At 72.7% G+C, this 17440-nt stretch carries 13 protein-coding genes; 8 read left to right on the top strand and 5 right to left on the bottom strand.

The genetic code is table 11. The annotated features are described in order from the left end of the window. Positions 1-151 precede the first annotated feature (151 nt). Complete coding sequence (locus IE269_RS21325) at positions 152-1075, bottom strand: aminoglycoside phosphotransferase family protein (RefSeq protein ID WP_189824628.1); 924 nt, start codon at positions 1073-1075, stop codon at positions 152-154. Between the two features lie 172 nt (positions 1076-1247). Here IE269_RS21325 and IE269_RS21320 point away from each other — a divergent pair, with 172 nt between their 5' ends. Further along, complete coding sequence (locus tag IE269_RS21320) at positions 1248-2600, top strand: LCP family protein (RefSeq protein WP_189824627.1); 1353 nt, start codon at positions 1248-1250, stop codon at positions 2598-2600. Positions 2601-2659: 59 nt separating this feature from the next. After that, entirely contained in the window at positions 2660-3538 is an 879-nt protein-coding gene (locus IE269_RS21315) for an LLM class flavin-dependent oxidoreductase (RefSeq protein ID WP_189824626.1), read from the top strand. Between the two features lie 23 nt (positions 3539-3561). Here the strand turns inward: IE269_RS21315 and IE269_RS21310 are convergent, their stop codons facing one another. Then, on the bottom strand, positions 3562-4983 hold the full coding sequence (locus IE269_RS21310; protein WP_189824625.1) for an NAD(P)/FAD-dependent oxidoreductase: 1422 nt from the start codon (positions 4981-4983) through the stop codon (positions 3562-3564). A 302-nt stretch (positions 4984-5285) separates the two neighbouring features. Continuing rightward, positions 5286-6743, bottom strand: a complete 1458-nt coding sequence (locus tag IE269_RS21305) for an FGGY family carbohydrate kinase (RefSeq protein ID WP_189824624.1) — start codon at positions 6741-6743, stop codon at positions 5286-5288. 242 nt (positions 6744-6985) lie between these two features. Here IE269_RS21305 and IE269_RS21300 point away from each other — a divergent pair, with 242 nt between their 5' ends. The 5 genes from IE269_RS21300 (at position 6986) to IE269_RS21280 (ending at position 13061) form a co-directional block, all read left to right on the top strand. Then, positions 6986-7981, top strand: coding sequence for a hypothetical protein (locus IE269_RS21300; RefSeq protein WP_189824623.1), 996 nt, complete (start codon positions 6986-6988; stop codon positions 7979-7981). A 48-nt stretch (positions 7982-8029) separates the two neighbouring features. Further along, positions 8030-9574: an amino acid permease gene (locus IE269_RS21295; protein WP_189824622.1), complete on the top strand. Its 1545-nt coding sequence runs from the start codon at positions 8030-8032 to the stop codon at positions 9572-9574. A 97-nt stretch (positions 9575-9671) separates the two neighbouring features. Next, a complete protein-coding gene (locus IE269_RS21290; protein WP_189824621.1) occupies positions 9672-10673 on the top strand; it encodes an SPFH domain-containing protein in 1002 nt (333 codons plus the stop codon). After that, positions 10670-11569, top strand: a complete 900-nt coding sequence (locus tag IE269_RS21285; RefSeq protein ID WP_189824620.1) for an NAD(+)/NADH kinase — start codon at positions 10670-10672, stop codon at positions 11567-11569. Before IE269_RS21290 ends, IE269_RS21285 begins: the two co-directional genes overlap by 4 nt. Positions 11570-11693: 124 nt before the next feature. After that, a complete protein-coding gene (locus IE269_RS21280) occupies positions 11694-13061 on the top strand; it encodes an MFS transporter (protein ID WP_229897967.1) in 1368 nt (455 codons plus the stop codon). On the opposite strand, the gene IE269_RS21275 is transcribed toward IE269_RS21280, so the two are convergent. Next, the gene (locus IE269_RS21275; protein WP_189824619.1) at positions 13038-14645 is read right to left on the bottom strand and encodes a carboxylesterase/lipase family protein; all 1608 of its coding nucleotides are present in this window, start codon (positions 14643-14645) and stop codon (positions 13038-13040) included. The genes IE269_RS21280 and IE269_RS21275 overlap by 24 nt on opposite strands. A gap of 276 nt (positions 14646-14921) precedes the next feature. Between IE269_RS21275 and IE269_RS21270 the strand changes: the two genes are divergently transcribed. Further along, entirely contained in the window at positions 14922-16280 is a 1359-nt protein-coding gene (locus IE269_RS21270) for an MFS transporter (protein WP_189824618.1), read from the top strand. Here the strand turns inward: IE269_RS21270 and IE269_RS21265 are convergent. After that, positions 16253-17437 carry a 4-hydroxybenzoate 3-monooxygenase gene (locus IE269_RS21265; protein ID WP_189824617.1) on the bottom strand — a complete coding sequence of 395 codons (1185 nt, stop codon included), beginning with the start codon at positions 17435-17437 and terminating at the stop codon, positions 16253-16255. The genes IE269_RS21270 and IE269_RS21265 overlap by 28 nt on opposite strands. Between the last annotated feature and the right edge of the window lie 3 nt (positions 17438-17440).

The raw sequence follows: 17440 nt of genomic DNA, 5'->3' as shown, positions 1-17440 counted from the left end.
AGCGCCGGGCGCGGCCTGCTCCGGTGCGCGCGGCCGCGTTCGAATCGCTTCGGACGTACGCAGGCCGAACACCGGGACGGCGCGCGGGGCGCACCGCTCGGGGGTGTCAACAAGGCGAACCGTTTATGCGGATGTATCGGCCCCGGGCGTGTCAGCCGATGCCGAACCAGGTCTCGGCGACTGCGTCCCACGTCGGCTCGGGTGGCGTCGGCAGTTCGCGGAAGTACCAGGGCAGGTTGGCGTACACGTGGAGCAGGGTGTACGCGAGGAGTTGGCGCGGGTCGAAGGTGCGGCCGTACTCCTTCTGGAAGCGGGCCATCAGACCGGGCTCGCCCTTGGTGAGGAAGAGGCCGACGCCGACCAGGTCGTAGGCGGCGTCGCCGAGCATGGCGGGCTCGAAGTCGAAGAGGCCGGTGAGCCGCCAGGTGGTGGGGTCGACCACGAAGTGCTGGCGCATCGGCTCGGTGTGCAGCACGACGCGCGGCGGGTCGGCGGGCAGGTCGACGGAGTCGAGGAAGCCGGGGATCGCCTCGGCCCATTCCTCGGGGAGCCCCCGGCTGCGCTGCCGTGCGACGGCCCCGGCCCGTTGGCGCGCGAGGAAGTCGCCCCAGTCGGCGGGGCCGAGGGTGGCGGCGAGGGGTTCGGGGTCGAGGGCGTGCAGGGCGGCGAGCGCTCCGGCCGCCTCGGCGACGAGGTCTCCCCTGGCGTCGGCGGGGATGCGCGGCCAGGCCTTGGCCAGGCCGTCGCCCGCGAGGCGGGACATGAGGACGTATCTCCAGCCGTTCTCGTACGCGCCGGTGGAGTGGAGTGCGGGGGTGGCGACGGGGAGGCGTCCGTGCAGGTGGGCGAGGACGCGGCTCTCGGTGACGGCGTCCTGGGCGTCGACGCCGGGGAAGAGCTTCAGCACGTGGGCGTCGCCGACGGCGTAGACGGGCTGCGAGCCCTCGGTGAAGCGGACCAGCGGCAGTCCGCCGAGGCCAAGGCGGGCGCAGAGGTCCTCCGCTCCCGGGCGTACGCGCGTGTCGTCGGGGACGACGGCGTCCCACTCTTCTTCGTTGTTCACCTCGGGAAGCATGACGCGGACATTAAGCACATGATCAGCACGGCGGCAATCGATTTGGGGGTCGGCTGCGCTAGGCTGCGGGACGTTCGCGCCAGGTTTGCCCCGTTTTGAGGGCCCAGCTCGTACCGCTTCGGCTCGCTTCCTGTCGGTCTGCTTCCTGTCGGTCTGCTCCCTGGAGGTCCTCTTGCTTTCGAGTCGCCCCCTCTTCGGCCCCACCCGCTCCCGGCGTCGTCGGCTCGCGCTCGCGGCGCTGCTGGTGGCCTCGCTCGCGGCCGCCCCGTTCCCGGCGACGGCCGACACGCCGGGCCCGGCCCCGTACACGCTCCGGCACGACGGCACGCTGTCCGAGGCAGCCCTCGACGCGCCCGGCACGAACCTCCTGGTCGTCGGCATCGACCGGCGCTCGGACCTGACCCGCGAGCAGATCAGCAAGCTGCACGTCGGCGGCCAGGAGTGCGACTGCACCGACGTGATGATGCTGGTGCACCTCTCGGACGACGGCCGCCGGATGAGCGTGGTCTCGCTGCCGCGCGACTCGTACGTGCCGTACGCCCCGCACGACCACCCGCAGCACGCGGGGAAGATCAACGGGGCGTACAAGCACGGCGGGCCCGACCTCGCGGTGCGCACGGTCGAGCAGGCGACCGGGCTGCGTGTCGACCACTACCTGGAGACGGACTTCGCCCGGTTCGCCGACGCGGTCGACGCGCTGGGCGGCGCACAGGTCTGCACCGACAAGCCGCTGGAGGACCGCAACTCCGGCCTGCGCCTCCAGCCCGGAACCCACGTGCTCCAGGGCGTGAAGGCACTGCGGTACGCGCGGGCCCGCAAGGTGTCGCCGCCCGGCGACCTCGGCCGGGTGCGCCGCCAGCAGCGGCTGCTGCTCGGCATGCTGACCCGGCTCGCCGAGGCGGGAGCGCTCAGCGACCCGGTGAAGCTGGTCGACACCGCCTCCGCGCTGCTCCCGCATCTGCGCACGGACACGGGGACGGGTGTGGCGACGCTGTTCAGGCTGGGCTGGGGACTGCGTGAACTGAGCGCCGACCAACTGGAGTTCGCGACGGTGCCGATGAAGGCCTTCGACCACCGGGTGCCGCAGTGGGGCTCGACGCTGCTGTGGGACGAGGTCCGGGCGAACCGGATGTTCACCGCCGTACGGGAGGACCGGCCGGTCGGCGAGGAGCTCACCCTGCGCGCCGTGCCGGTGGAGATGGAGCCGAGCACGGTGCCGGTGCGGGTGGACGATCCGGACGTGGCGGAGGCGCTGCGGCGCAGCGGCTTCGACGTGACGAAGGCGGAAGCTCCGGCGGTACGGCCCGAGGGGCCGACCGTGATCACGTACGACCCGTACTGGGAGCGGTACGCCTCGACGCTCGCGGCGGCACTCCCGGGCGCGCAGTTGCGGCCGGTCGAGGGGAACGGGCACGTCTTCCAGGTGCGGGTCGGCGGCGCGGGCCGGTCGGTCGTCGAGGTGGCGTACGACAGGAGCATGGTCGAGGGGGCGCCGGTGACGGGCGATCAGCTCCGCTGCAAGTGATCCTGTGGGTGTTCAACGGTCCTTGCCCGCAGGAAAGTCGGGGCGTAGGAATGGACCCCATGACGACTCTCGGTGTGGTGTTCCGTCCCCAGTTGGCCCCGGAGAAGCTGCGTCCGCTGGTGCGTGCGGCGGACGCGGCGGGGCTGGAGGAGCTGTGGCTCTGGGAGGACTGCTTCCTGGAGAGCGGGGTGGCGGCCGCGTCCGCCGCGCTCGCCTGGTCGGAGCGGCTGCACGTGGGGGTCGGGCTGCTGCCGGTCCCGCTGCGGAACGTGGCGCTGACCTCGATGGAGGCGGCCACGCTGCTCCGCCTCTTCCCCGGCCGGGTGTCCCTGTCCGTGGGGCACGGGGTGCAGGACTGGATGGGCCAGGTCGGGGCGCGCCCCGCGTCGCCGCTGACGCTGTTGCGGGAGTACCTGTCGGCGATGCGGGCGCTGCTGCGCGGCGAGCGGGTCACCGTCGACGGGCAGTACGTGCACCTGGACTCGGTGGCGCTCGACTGGCCGCCCCTGGAGGCTCCTCCGGTGTACGCCGGTGGGGTCGGCCCGCGCACGCTGCGGCTGACGGGCGAGGCGGCGGACGGCACGATCCTGGACGCGTCGTTCTCGGCGGAGGGGGTGCGCAGGGCGCGTCAACTGGTCGACGAGGGGCGTGAGTCGGCGGGCCGTACGGGCGAGGGCCACCACAAGGTGGTGGTCTACCTGCTGGCCGCGACCGGTCCCGGTGCCGCCGGCCGGCTGCACGCCGAACTGGCCCGCGAGGGCAAGGAGTCCGTGCCGGGCCTCGGGGTCGCCGGGGACGCGGGGGCGGTGGCCAAGGCGGTGCAGGGGCTGGTGGAGGCGGGAGCGGACACGGTGGTGCTCCAGCCGACGGCCGACGAACCGGACCCGGAGGGCTTCGTCCGGTTCGCGGCGGAGGAGGTGCGGGGGCTGGTGCCGTAGCGCCGGTGTCTCAGGGCTGGTGTTCAGGGCTGGTCGGGGATGTGGTCGGCGGTCAGGGCGCGTACGGCCGCCGAGCACAGTTCGCCCCGGCAGTGGCCCGCCTGGACCCGGGTACGGCGACGGAGGCCGCCCGGGGTGCGGGCGGGGACGGTGGCGGTGAGGGCGTCGCGGATCTCGCCCCGGGTGACGTTCTCGCAGGGGCAGACGATGTCGCCGTACGCCGGGTCCTGGGCGATGAGGTCGGGGCGCTGGTGGGGGCGGGGGAAGGACTCGCCGAGGTTGGGCATGCGGGGCGGTTCGGCCGGTCCGGGTGTGTCTGCGAGGGGGAAGCCGTCCTCGGCGAGGAGTCCGGCGGCGTGGGCGGCGATGCCCAGGGAGGCGCTCAGGCCGGTCGAGCGGATGCCGCCGATGGTGAGGTAGCGCAGGTGGGGGTGGGCGCGGATGCGGTAGTCGTCGTGTTCGGTGGCGGTGCGCAGGCCCGCGTACGAGGTGATGACCGGCGTGTCGAGGAGGGCGGGCATCAGGTGGCGGCCGTGCTCCAGGAGGTGGGCGATGCCTTCGGGGGTGGTGTGGTTGGCGGTCCTGGCGTCGGGGCCCGTGAGGTCCTCGGCGGTGGGGCCGAGGAGGACGTTGCCGAAGACGGTGGGGGTGATGAGGACGCCCTTGCCGAGGGCTGTGGGGACGGGCAGCAGGATGTGCCGGACGAGCTGCCGCGATTGCTTTGCGAACACGAGGAGTTGGCCGCGGCGGGGGGTGATGGTGAAGTCGTCGATGCCGAGGAGGCGGTCGATGGTGTCGGCGTGCAGTCCGGCGGCGTTGACGAGGCGGTGGGTGCGGAAGGTGCCGCGGTTGGTGTGGAGTTCGTGGCCTTCGGGGGTGAGGGTGATGCGCTCGACGCGGGTGTTGAGGTGGAGGTCGACGCCTGCGCGGACGGCTTCGGTGGCGTAGGAGAGGGGTGTGGTGAAGGGGCAGATGATGCTCTCGCCGGGTACGTGGAGTGCGCCGAGGGCGCCGGGGCCGAGGTGGGGTTCGCGGGCGTACAGCTCGGCGGGGGTGAGGGGGCGGGTGTCGTGGACGCCGTTGCGGACGGCTTTGGCGGCGAGGGCGGGGAGGGCGGCGAGCTGGTCCTCGGTCCAGGCGATGAGGAGGGCGCCGACGGGTTCGACGGGGATGCCGGTTGCTTGCGCGTGGGCGAGGAGGCGGCGGTGTCCGTCGCGGACGAGGCGTGATTCGAGGGTGCCGGGGGTGGTGTCGAAACCGGTGTGGAGGATGGCGGTGTTGGCCTTGGAGGTGGCGTTGCCGATGTCGTCGGAGGCGTCGAGGAGGGCGAGGCGGGGGCCCATGGGGTGGGGTGGGGTGTGGGTGGAGAGGTGGCGGGCGAGGGCGGTGCCGGTGAGGCCGGCGCCGATGATGGTGAGGTCGTAGGGGGTGGTCGGGGTGGGCATGGGGGCTCTCTCTCCTCCGGAGGGGTGGGGTGGTGGGCCCTTGCAGGGGGCGGGGTGCTTAGGTGCGGGGTGGTCGGGTCGGCACCCGGCGGCCGGGGGCTGCGCGGGGGCGGTGGGTTTCGGCACCCGGTGCCGGGGCGGATTTCGCCCCGGCCCCGCCCCTTCACCTAAACTCGCGGGGCAATTGAACGGTTCCGTGCGGGTCGGTTCGTGGCTGGTCGCGCAGTTCCCCGCGCCCCTGGAGTGCCTGCCCTTCGGGCGGCACATCAAGTGCAGGGGACCGGGACGAAGCCCCGCACGACCTAGGGGTGGGAAACAGCCGCGCGGAATGCGGCCCGGCGGGACTCCGCCTCGGTCGGTGAGATCGCCGGTTCGTAGACCGCCGAGGAGCGGCCCATCGCGAAGAGGGCCTCCGGCAAGGGCACGCCCAGGCCCAGGCGGGCCGCAGCCGCCACCCCCAGTGCCGTCGCGTCCGGCGACTCCGCCACCACCACCGGAATCTGGAGGAGGTCCGCCTGCGTCTGCATGAGGACCGAGGACCGGGTCAGACCGCCGTCGACCCTCAACTCCTGGAGGGGGGAGCCCAATTCAGCCCCGGTCGCCGCCACCAGCTCCGCGACCTGCGCCGCCAGGCCCTCGCACAGGGCCCGCACCAGGTGGCCTGCGGTGGTGTCCAGGCCGAGGCCGCTCAGGCTGCCGCGTGCCTCGCTGCGCCACCACGGCGCGGCCAGCCCCGCCAGTGCCGGTACGAAGGTGACGCCCCCCGCGTCGGGGACCTGCCCGGCGACCCTGTCGAGGTCGTGGGCGCCCGCGATGACGCCCAGGTCGGTGAGCCACCGTACGGCCGAGGCCGCCGTGTAGACCTGGCCGTCGAGGCAGTAGTCGGTGCGGTCCCCGAGCTGCCAGGCCACGCAGCCGACCAGGCCGGTCGTGGGCCGGACGGGGCGCCCGCCCGCCTGCGCGAGGAGGAACGCCCCCGTTCCGTACGTGCACTTGGCGGCTCCCGGCGTCGTCGCGCCGTGGGCGAGGAGCGCCGCCTGCTGGTCCACCAGGAGTCCGGTGAGCGGGAGTTCGCCGCCGAAGGCCGTGGTCGTGCCGACGGGGTGGTCGCAGGCGACGACCTCGGGGAGAGGCTCCTCGCCGAGGTCGTACAAGTCGAGTGCGGCGGCGGACCAGGAGGCGCTGTCGAGGTCGAGGAGCTGGGTGCGCCCCGCCGTCGCCGCGTCCGTGACGAACGCGCCGGTGAGCCGGTGGACCAGCCAGGAGTCGCTGGTGGTGACGGTTCCGGCGCGGGTGAGGTGGCGGCGTATCCACGCCATCTTGGGCGCAGCGAAGTAGGGGTCGAGGGGGAGGCCGGTGAGGTGTCTCAACTTGTCTTCGTACGGGGCGAGTTCGGTGCAGATGTCGGTGGCGCGGCGGTCCTGCCAGACGATGGCTTCGGTGAGTGGATCGCCCGTGGCCGGGTCCCAGGCGAATACGGTCTCGCCCTGGTTGGCCAGGCCGACGGCGGCGACCGGTTCGCCCGCCGCCGCGAGGGCTTCGCGGCCGGCGGCGAGGACGGACGCGTACAGCTCCTGGGGGGAGACCTCCACCCGGCCGCCGGGCAGGTGGCGGGGGTGCACGGGGGCCCGGCCGGTGCCGAGCACGCCGCGTTCGGGGCAGATCACCAGCGCTTTGGTGGCGGACGTGCCCTGGTCCACGGCGAGCACCGGCCCGCTCCCGGACACCCCTCGTGCCGCGCCGCCGACTGCCCCGTTCATCCCCGCGCCCCCTCGCCCCGCACACCGCCCGAAGTCCGGCCAAAGCCTCCGTCAGACGCCCGGCCCCCGTCAAGCACATACGGACCCGGGCGTTCCCTGATGGCCGCATTCGCTGGACCGGAATTGCGATTCATGGTCAACTACACGGCGGCACACGGCAGTTGCGCACGGTTCATCCGTGGGGCGCAGCCGTCTCCGCCTGCCCCCCACCTGCCGGCGACCGCACCAGAGGACCAGCGACGATGCCCAGCGACGACTTCCGTCCGGTGTACCATCCCGCAGGTCATGACGCCGAATTACGTTCCGTCGTACAGGAGTTACGGGCGGGCAGATGGCTGGCGATGCGGAACTTATTGGAGGCCACGCCCAGTTGGTCCGCGTGGACCCGGCGGACCCAGGTCCTGGCGGCCGTCGCTGCCGGTACGGACACGGTGCGTGCCTGGCGTGCCGAGGAGCCGCACAGCGCCGCGGCGACCGCGATGCACGCCCGGGTCGCGGTGGAGCGGGCCGCCCGGGCGCACCGGGAGGACCACCCGCAGACCCGGGTGTGGTGGCACGAGGCGTGGGAGGCGTGCCGGGTCTACGCCGAGCAGGCGCCGGACGACCCGGTGCCGTGGGTCGGTCTGCTGGCCCTCGCCCCGCTCGACCGGGAGCAGCGGATGCCGGAGCACCGGCTGCCGCCGCCGGGGCCGATGCTGTTCCCCGGCCCGTGGGCCCTGCTGGAACAGGTCGCCAAGCGGGATCCCGACAACCGGGAGGCCCATCAGCGGATGCTCCAGTTCGTGTACGCGCGCAGTCCGCACGGCGCACTGCCGGAAGCCGTCAACTACGCCCGCTGGGCGGTCTCTTCGGCCCCGCTGGGATCCCCCGCTCATGTGCTGCCGCTGTACGTGCGGGCGGAGCGCTACCGGCGCGAGCGCGGCCAGGACAGGGCGCTCGACCTGCACTGGGTGACGGACGAGGCGCTCCGTGACGGGCGGGCGGCGCTGCACGACTGGTTCGACTTCGCCGATCCCGCCGATTCCTCGCTCCTGGACCTGAGCCACCTGGCGCACGCCCTGTGGGGTGCGCACGAGTTCGCCGAAGCGGCCCGGGTGTTCCGGACGCTGGACCCGTACTACGCGCCCGTGCCGTGGACGTACCGCATCCGCGACGACCACGGCGACACCGCTCAGGGGGCCGTGGAGCTGTACCTCCGGGCCCGCTCGCGGTCGCTGGAGGCTTCCGGCGCGCCCTGACTCCGTATCCCTCCCCACAACATTCGTCCCCCCAGTGAAGGAAGACTCATGTCCCTCTCCGCCCCGTCGTTCAAGAAGGGCGCCCGCTCGCAACCCCCGGCACAGCAGGACGAGGAGGCCCGCCTGCGGGAACTCGGCTATCAGCCGGTGCTGGCCCGCCGGATGGGCGGGTTCGGCAACTTCGCGATCAGCTTCTCGGTCATCTCGGTGCTGTCCGGCTGCATGACGCTGTACGGGTTCGGCCTGGGCACCGGCGGTCCCGCCGTGATGATGTGGGGCTGGGTCGGCGTCGGGCTGTTCGTGCTGACGGTGGGCATGGCGCTGGCCGAGGTGACCAGCGCGTACCCGACGTCGGGTGCGCTCTACTACATGGCGGACCGGCTCGGCGGCCGCAAGTGGGGCTGGTACACCGGGTGGCTCAACCTGCTGGGTCTGCTGGGTGCGATAGCGGGTATCGACTACGGTGCGGCGCTGTTCACCGGGGCCTTCCTGAACCTGCGATTCGGGTTCGAGCCGACGCCGGGCTCCACGATGCTCATCTTCATGTGCATCCTGCTGCTGCACGCGGTGCTGAACCTGTTCGGGGTGCGGCTGGTCAGCGTGCTGAACTCGATCAGCGTGTGGTGGCACCTGGGCGGTGTGGCGGTGATCGTCGGTGCGCTGGCGATCGTTCCGGACCACCACCAGTCGGCGGGGTTCGTCTTCACGGAGTTCGTGAACGACACGGGCATCGACAGTCCGATCTACGTGGCGGCGATCGGTCTGCTGCTCGCGCAGTACACCTTCTGCGGGTACGACGCTTCCGCGCATCTGTCGGAGGAGACGGCGAACGCGTCGGTGGCGGCCTCGCGGGGCATCGTGCGGGCCATCTGGGTGTCGTGGCTGGCGGGCTTCGCCCTGCTGGCGGGGCTGACCTTCGCGATTCAGGACTACGCGGGCACGGTGGGCAGTGAGACCGGGGTGCCGCCGGCCCAGATCCTGCTGGACGCGTTGGGTTCGGGCGGTGCGACGGCGCTGCTGCTCGTGGTGATCGTGGCGCAGCTGTTCTGCGGGAACGCCGAGGTCGCGGCGGCGAGCCGGATGGTGTTCGCGTTCAGCCGGGACAATGCGCTGCCGGGTTCGAAGCTGTGGCGGCGGGTCAGCAGCCGTACCCAGACGCCGGTTCCGGCGGTGTGGCTGTCGGTGGGCGTGGCGTGCCTGCTGGCGGTGCCGTCTTTGTACTCGGCGACCGCGTACGGCGCGGTGACGGCGATCAACGTCATCGGGATCACGCCCGCGTACGCCATTCCGATCTTCCTGCGGCTGCGGGCGGGCGACCGGTTCCAGAAGGGGCCGTGGCACCTGGGGCGGTGGAGCAGGCCGATCGGTTGGATCGCCGTGTCGTGGGTGGCGGTCGTGACGGTGCTGTTCCTGCTGCCGCAGAAGGCGCCGGTGAACTGGGAGTCGATGAACTACGCGGTGATCGCGCTGGCCGTGGTGCTGATCCTGGCGACGGCGTGGTGGTACGTGGCCCGCAAGGCGTACGGCGTGCCGTCGGAGGCGGCGTACGGGACCCAGCGGGAGCGGGAGGAGATCGCGGAGGGCATCGTCTGACGGTCCCTTCGCCCGCACCGCCTCCCCCTTTCGTCGTATTGACGAGAACCCGACCCCCCCTTATCGTCATGAAGACGAGAAAGAGGGGGGTCCACTCATGGCCGACATCACCCGGCGCCTCGGCTGGCGCCATCTGCGGTCCGCACCCACCGCCCACATCCGCCATCACACGCGCGGCAAGCTCGTCCACGACGGGCCGGGGCTCAGCTTCTGGTTCCGGTCGCTGACCGCCGCACTCTCCGAAGTGCCGGTCAGTGACCGGGAGTTGGCGATGGCCTTCCACGCCCGTACGGCCGACTTCCAGGACGTCACCCTCCAGGCCACGGTCACGTACCGGATCAGCGACCCGGCGGTGGCCGCCGCCCGGCTCGACTTCTCGGTGGACCCCGACTCGGGCTCCTGGCGGGGTGCACCGCTGGAGCAGATCGCGACGCTGCTCACGGAAACCGCGCAGCAGCACGCCCTGGACACGCTGGCGCGCATTCCCTTGGCGGAAGCCCTTGTTGATGGTGTGTCCGCGGTACGGAGCCGGATCGCGACCGGTCTGGAGTCCGAGCCGCGACTGCCCGCCACCGGTATCGAGGTCGTCGCCGTGCGGGTGGTGGCGATCCGGCCCGAGGCGGACGTGGAGCGGGCGTTGCGCACTCCGGCGCGGGAGCAGATCCAGCAGGAGGCCGACCGGGCGACGTACCAGCGGCGGGCGGTCGCGGTGGAGCGCGAGCGGGCCATCGCGGAGAACGAGCTCGCCAGCCGTATCGAACTCGCCCGTCAGGAGGAGCAGTTGGTCGACCAGCGCGGCACCAACGCCCGCCGCGAGGCGGAGGAACTGGCGGCCGCCGACGGGGTGAAGGCCGAGGCGGAGGCCACCCGCGCGGTACGGCTGGCCCGTGCGGAGGCAGAGGCGGCGCGCGCGGTCGGCGAGGCCCGCGCCGAGGCGCAGGCGGCATGGCTGCGGGTGCACGGGGACGTCGATCCGGCGACCCTGCACGCGCTGGCGGCGACCCGGCTCGCGGAGAACGTCCCGCGCATCGAGAGCCTCACCGTGTCGCCGGACGTGCTGACGGGGATGCTGGCGCGGCTGGGCGGCGGCGCCTCATGAGTCTGGCCCCCCGGGCGGTCCTGGTCCATCGCACCAGTGAGTACGAGGAGTTGCTCGCCCGGCACGGCACACGCGGCCAGGCCGAGTTCTTCCTGCGCTCGCGGGGACGGGGCATCCGGGAGGTCGAGGAGCGGCACGCGAGAACGCGGCGGGCGCTGGCGGAGGTGGTCGGCGCGGTGCCGTTGCAGTGGCGGCAGGCCCGGGTGGAGCGGGCGGACCTGGACCGGTTCCTGTTCGGGCCCGAGGACGTCGTGGTGGTGGTCGGGCAGGACGGGCTGGTGGCGAACACGGCCAAGTACCTCGACGGGCAGCCCGTGGTGGGCGTCGACACCGACCCGGGCCGCAATCCGGGGGTGCTGGTGCGGCACCGTCCGGCGGACGCGGGGAAGCTGATGCGGGCGGCGGTGGACGGCGGCGCGGCGGGCGAGCTGCTGACGATGGTGGAGGCGGTGGCGGACGACACCCAGCGGCTGGTGGCGCTCAACGAGATCTTCCTCGGCCCGGCGGGTCACCAGACGGCGCGCTACCGGATCGGCCTCGACGACGCCCCCGGCGACGACGAGGCCCAGGCGTCCTCCGGCGTGCTGGTCGGCACGGGCACGGGGGCCACGGGGTGGCTGCGCTCGCTCTGGCTGGAGCGCGGGTCGGCGCTGTCCCTGCCGGGCCCGCGCGATCCGGGGCTGGCGTGGTTCGTCCGGGAGGCGTGGCCGTCGCCGACGACGGGGACCTCGCGGGTGGAGGGGGTCCTGTCCGGGGCCGAGAGGCTGCGGGTGACGGTGGAGTCGGACCGGATGGTGGCGTTCGGGGACGGGATGGAGGGGGACGCGGTCGAGGTGGGGTGGGGGCAGTGCGTGTGGGTGGGGCGGGCGGGGACGGGGCTCAGGCTGGTGGGGTGAGGGAGTGGGGCGTGAGGGCGCCGGAAGTAACCTGCGTACCCCCACAGGATTGTCATGGACATCGAGATCTCCCTACCCTGGCCCCGGCCCTCCTCCCCCCCAACCCCGCGCCAGGAGCCCCGCGTTGAGCACCTCCACCCCCACTCCCCCGCCCCGCAGCCGCATGGCCAAAGTGCTCGCCGCGAGCGTCGCGGGCACGACGATCGAGTTCTACGACTTCTTCCTGTACGGCACGGCCGCCGCCCTCGTCTTCAACAAGGTGTTCTTCCCGTCCAGCGACCCCCTGACCGGCATCCTCCTCGCCCTGGTCACCTACGCGGTCGGCTTCCTGGCCCGTCCCCTCGGCGGCATCCTCTTCGGGCACTTCGGCGACCGGTACGGCCGCAAGCCCATGCTGGCGTTCAGCCTGCTGCTGATGGGCGGGGCGACGGTCTGCATCGGGCTCATCCCCTCGTACGCCTCCATCGGCGCGCTCGCCCCGGTCCTGCTCACCCTGTGCCGTCTCGTGCAGGGCGTGGCGCTGGGCGGCGAGTGGGGCGGGGCGGTACTGCTGGTCGCGGAGTACGGCTCCCGCGAGCGGCGGGGTTTCTGGAGCAGTTGGCCGCAGGCGGGCGGGCCGCTGGGCAACATGCTCTCGACGGCCGTGCTCGCCCTGCTGGGTCTGGGGATCACCAACTCCGAGTTCGTGGAGTGGGGTTGGCGCATCCCGTTCCTGCTGTCGGCGGTGCTGGTGATCCTCGGCCTGTGGCTGCGCCGCTCGGTCGAGGAGTCGCCGCTGTTCGTCGCGGCCCGTGAGGCGGCGCCCGAGCGCGCCCCGCTCACGACCGTCCTGCGCGAGCACCGCCGCCCGGTGGCGATCGCCGCACTCGCGGCGCTGGGCGAGAAGGCGACGTACTACACCTTCAGCATCTTCCTGCTGTCCTACCTGGCCGAACAGGTCAAGGCACCCAAAAGCGTGGGCCTGACCGCGATCACGATCGCGTCCGCGTTCCAGGTGGTGGCGATGCTCGCGGGCGGTGCGTTCACCGACCGGTTCGGGCGGCGGGTGCCGAGCATCGTGCTGGCGTGCGTGATCGGGGTGTGGGCGTTCGTCGGGCTGCCGTTCGTCGACTCGGGCGCACCGGTGACGGTCACGGTGGTGGTGACGGTCGGCCTGGTCCTGCACGGGCTGCTGTGCGGGGCGCAGGCGGCGTTCTTCGCGGAGCTGTTCCCGAGCGCCGTGCGCTACACGGGTGCCTCGCTCGGCTATCAACTCGCCACCGTGCTGGGCGGATCGCTCGCGCCGATCATCGGGATCGCGCTGCTCGGGCGGTACGGGTCGACGACGCCGGTGGCGTGCTTCCTGCTCTTCACGCTGCTGTGCACGATCGGCGCGTTCTGGTGGGCGGGCGAGACGCACCGCCGGGACCTGGCCGATCCCGGCGGCGGCGTGACGGCGGTCCGCGAGCGGGTCGCGGACCGCCAGGGGTCACCCTCCGAAGGAGTTGAGTGACGTCGCCGAGTCCCACAGCCAGCACTGGTGGCGGCGGTCGGTGTCACCGACGGTCCTGATGCCGCGCGCACCGGTCCGGAACTCCAGCACCTGCTTCGAACCTGCCGTGTAGCGAGGCCAGTTGGCCGTACCGTACGTCGACGGAGTACCCGTGCGCGCGAACGACGCCCAGTGCGCGATCATCCGGTCGGACAGCTGCCGCTGCTCGGCGTCGAGCGGGCCCGCGGTGAGCTTGTAGCCGACGAGGTACTGGAGTTCGGCCGTGTGGTACGCGCCGCCGGAGCGCCCCGGCGGCAGCGGGACCGGCGCGCCGAGGGAGGTGAAGGCCGGTGCGGTGCGGTCGGCGAACTCGAAGAAGTACGTCGGCGTGGTCGCCGCCAGCGAGGCCGCCAGGGTCCGGCTCGGGCAGGCGACGAGCCGGTCGGTCTGGAGCGCGCCGAGCGCGTACTCCGGGTACTCGTAGTTCTTCAGCGGGTACGCGGCCAGGGCGCGCGGGGCGGCCTTTCCCAGGTCGGCGACGGCCGCTTCGTACTTCTGCTGGTTGAGCGGGTACGCGCCGAACATGAAGCCGCGCATCTCGTCCCGGGTGTTGCCGATGACGACGGGCACCCGGTGGTGACGGCCCTCCGCGACGGCCTGCGCCGGGTCGAGGGGCAGGTCGGCGCCCCCGGTGTGGAAGCCCGCGCCGCGCGGACCCCAGGCGGTGAGGATCTCCTGGGCGGACTTGCCCCGCAGGCAGGCCTCGTCGGTGCAGTTCAGGGACTTGGCGACCGCCGCGCCGGTCTTCTCGGCCTCGGTGCGGACGCCGTCGGTGCAGCCGCCGGACTGAATGACGGCCTTGTGGAAGAGGCCCTTCGCGGCCGGGGAGACGAGCTGGGCGCACACCGACATACCGCCGGCGGACTCGCCGGAGAGGGTGACGTTGCCGCGGTCGCCGCCGAAGGAGGCGATGTTGCGCTGCACCCAGCGCAGGGCGGCCTGCTGGTCGGCGAGGCCGAAGTTGCCCTGCGGGCCGTCCTTGAGGGTGAGGGCGGAGAAGGCGCCGAGCCGGTACTGCGGCATGACGACGATCATGTTCCCGGCCTCGGCCATGCGGGCGCCGTCGTAGTTGGCGGTGCGGCCGGTGGTGAAGCCGCCGCCGTGCACGAAGACCATCACGGGCAGCTTGCCGTGCTTCGGCAGGCGGGCCGGGCGGTAGACGTCGAGGGTCAGGCAGTCCTCGTTGAAGACGTCGCCGCCCTCGGGGCTGGCGTTCTGCGCGCAGACCGCGGCCGGCTGGGTGGCCTCGCGGATGCCGCGCCAACTCGCTGCGGGCTGAGAGGACTTCCAGCGGAGCCCGCCGACCGGGGGTGCGGCGTAGGGGACGCCGAGGAAGCGTTCGGGGGCGCCGTGCAGGGCGCCGGTGTCGGTGGTGACGGTCGCGGGGGCGGCCACGGTGGGCCCGCCCTTCGCGGCCGACTGTGCGGCGACCGGCTGAGCGGTGGCCGCCGTGGAGGTGGCCGTGGACGCCGCGACCAGTGTGGCGGCCAGCAAGGCTGCGGCCGCCGCTCCGGTCCGGCGTGCGATTCTGCCCGTGATGCGCACGGAATTCCCCTGTCCGTCGAAATGTCCGTCGAGTGGTGCGGTGAAGGTGCCCGGGCAGGTGTCGTGCGGGTGCCCAAGGTGGGTGCCGTGTGGGTGCCCAGACGTTGGTTACACGTTTCACCTGCCGATGACCGCGGATCATAGCGGTCCGCATTTCATTGACATGCACTCGCCCCCGGCGGACACTCTTGCCACCCCGATGGCGAAGCTAAGTTCACTGCACGAACACGCTGACGACATCGCAGCCACAACTCCCCCACACTGCAAGGGACTTGGATGACCGCCCCCGCTCCTCCGGGCCGCCCCCACACCTTCCGCTCCGTCCTGCCCGTGCTCGCCCTGTGCTGGCTGGCCGTGTTCTTCGACGGCATGGACGTCAACATCTACGGCGCCGTCATGCCGCACATGCTCGACGACCCCGGCCTCGGACTGACCGCCTCCAGTGCGGGCACCATCGGCAGCTGGACCACCTTCGGCATGCTCATCGGCGCACTCACCGCCGGGAACCTCACCGACTGGCTGGGCCGCCGCCCGATGCTGGCGGGCAGCGTGCTCCTGTTCTCGCTCGGCTCGGCACTGTGCGCGGCCGCCGGGACGCCCGCACTCTTCGGGGCGGGCCGGTTCGTCGCCGGGCTCGGGCTCGGCGGGCTGATGCCGCTGTGCCTGGCGATGGTGATGGAGTTCGCGCCGCCTCGCCGGGCCGCGCTCACCACCGGGCTCCTGATGACCTCGTACCACGCGGGCGGCATGGTCGCGACGGGACTCGGGCTGACGCTGGCCCCGGCGGCGGGCTGGCGCTGGGTGTTCTGGGCGGGCGTGCTGCCGGCCGTGGTGACCGTACCGCTGCTGCTGAAGCTGATGCCGGAGTCGCCCGGGGTGCTGCTGGCGCGCGGCGAGCGGGCGAAGGCCGACGCGGTCGCGGACCGGTACGGGCTGGCGCGGCCGACGGCGGTGGAGGCTCCGGCGGCCGGGGCGAAGGGCCGCTGGGACGCCGTACTGGCGCTGTTCCGGCCGGAGTCGCGGTGGGCGACACCGCTGCTGTGGCTGGCCTCCTTCTGCGGGCTGCTGCTCGTGTACGGGGTGACGACCTGGCTGCCGCAGATGATGCGCGCCTCGGGCTACGGTCTGACCTCGTCGGTCAGCTTCCTCATGGTCATCAATGCGGGCGGCATCGTCGGCATGCTGATCGCGGGCCGCACCGCCGACCGGTTCGGGGCGGTGCGGGTCTCCGCGATCTGGTTCGTGCTGACGGCGGTCGGCGCGCTGCTGCTCAAGTCGCATCTGCCGCTGGGCTGGACGTACGTCGTCGTGGCCGTCACCGGTGTGTGGCTGTTCAGCGCGCAGGTGATGGTGTACGCGGCGAGCAACACCCTCTACCGGGACAGCGAGCGGGCCGCCGGGCTCGGCTGGGTGACCGGCGTCGGCCGCACGGGCGCGGTGTTCGGGCCGTGGCTGGGCGGGGCGCTGGCCTCCAGCGGCAACCAGAGCTGGGGCTTCACGTCGTTCGCGCTGGCCGGGCTGCTGGGGGCGGTGGCGATCGTGCTGGTGCCGGTGGCGGCCCGGCTGGGCGGGCGGGGTCGTACGGCCCCGCCCGCCGCGCAGCTGACTCAGCCGGTGAAGGGCAACCCCGCGTAGTTCTCCGCGAGTTCGGCCGCAGCGTGCTCCGAGGAGGCGATGCGGTCGAGCTGGGAGATCTGGAGCCGGGTCTGGAACGGCGACTGCTCGGGCTCCGAGTGGAGCGTCGTCGTCATGAAGTACGAGAAGTGCTCGGCCCGCCAGACCCGGCGCAGCGCGGCGTCCGAGTAGGCGTCGAGGAGGTCCGTCCCGCCGGTGGTGTGCAGCCGGGTGAACGCCTCGGCGAGGCGGACGACGTCGGCGGCGGCCAGGTTGAGGCCCTTGGCGCCGGTCGGCGGGACGATGTGGGCGGCGTCCCCGGCGAGGAAGACCCTTCCGTACCGCATGGGCTCGGTGACGTGACTGCGCATCGGGAGAACCGACTTGGAGGTGACGGTCCCGCGCTCCAGCTTCCATCCCGGGTCGGCGTCCGTCGCGAACCGGGCGTCGAGCTCGTCCCAGATCCTCTCGTCGGACCAGTCGGCGGGGTCGGTGCCGTTGGGGACCTGGAGGTAGAGGCGGCTGACCGTGGGCGAGCGCATGCTGGCGAGGGCGAAGCCGCGCTCGTGGTGGGCGTAGATCAGCTCGTCGTAGACGGGGCGGGCGTCGGCGAGGATGCCGAGCCAGGAGTAGGGGTAGGTCCGCTCGTACGTCGTGCGGACGGACTCCGGGACGGCGTTGCGGGCGACCCCGTGGAAGCCGTCGCAGCCGACGACGTAGTCACAGGTGAGGGTCTTGTCCTGGCCGTCGTGCCGGTAGCGGACGGTGGGCCGCTCGGTGTCCGCACCCTCGACTGCCGTGACTTCGGCATCGAACAACAGCGTGCCGCCGTCGGCGAGTTGAAGGGCTATCAGATCCTTCACGACCTCCGTCTGGGCGTACACCATGACGCTGCGTCCGCCGGTGAGGGCGGGGAAGTCGAGGCGGTGGGCGCGGCCGTCGAAGCGCAGCTCGATGCCGTCGTGCGGCATGCCCTCGGTGTCCATGCGGGCGCCCGCTCCGGCGGCGCGGAGGATGTCGACGGTCCCCTGTTCGAGGATTCCGGCGCGCTGGCGCTGCTCGACGTAGGCGCGGTCGCGGCTCTCCAGGACGACGCTGTCGATTCCGGCGTTGTGCAGGAGGCGGGCGAGGAGGAGGCCGGCCGGGCCGCCGCCGATGATGCCGACTGTGGTGTGCATGGG

Source organism: Streptomyces spiroverticillatus, from assembly GCA_014650415.1.
GTDB classification, from domain to species: domain Bacteria; phylum Actinomycetota; class Actinomycetes; order Streptomycetales; family Streptomycetaceae; genus Streptomyces; species Streptomyces spiroverticillatus.
Note: the sequence above shows the minus strand (reverse complement) of the source record. Positions and strands in the feature narration are given on the sequence as shown.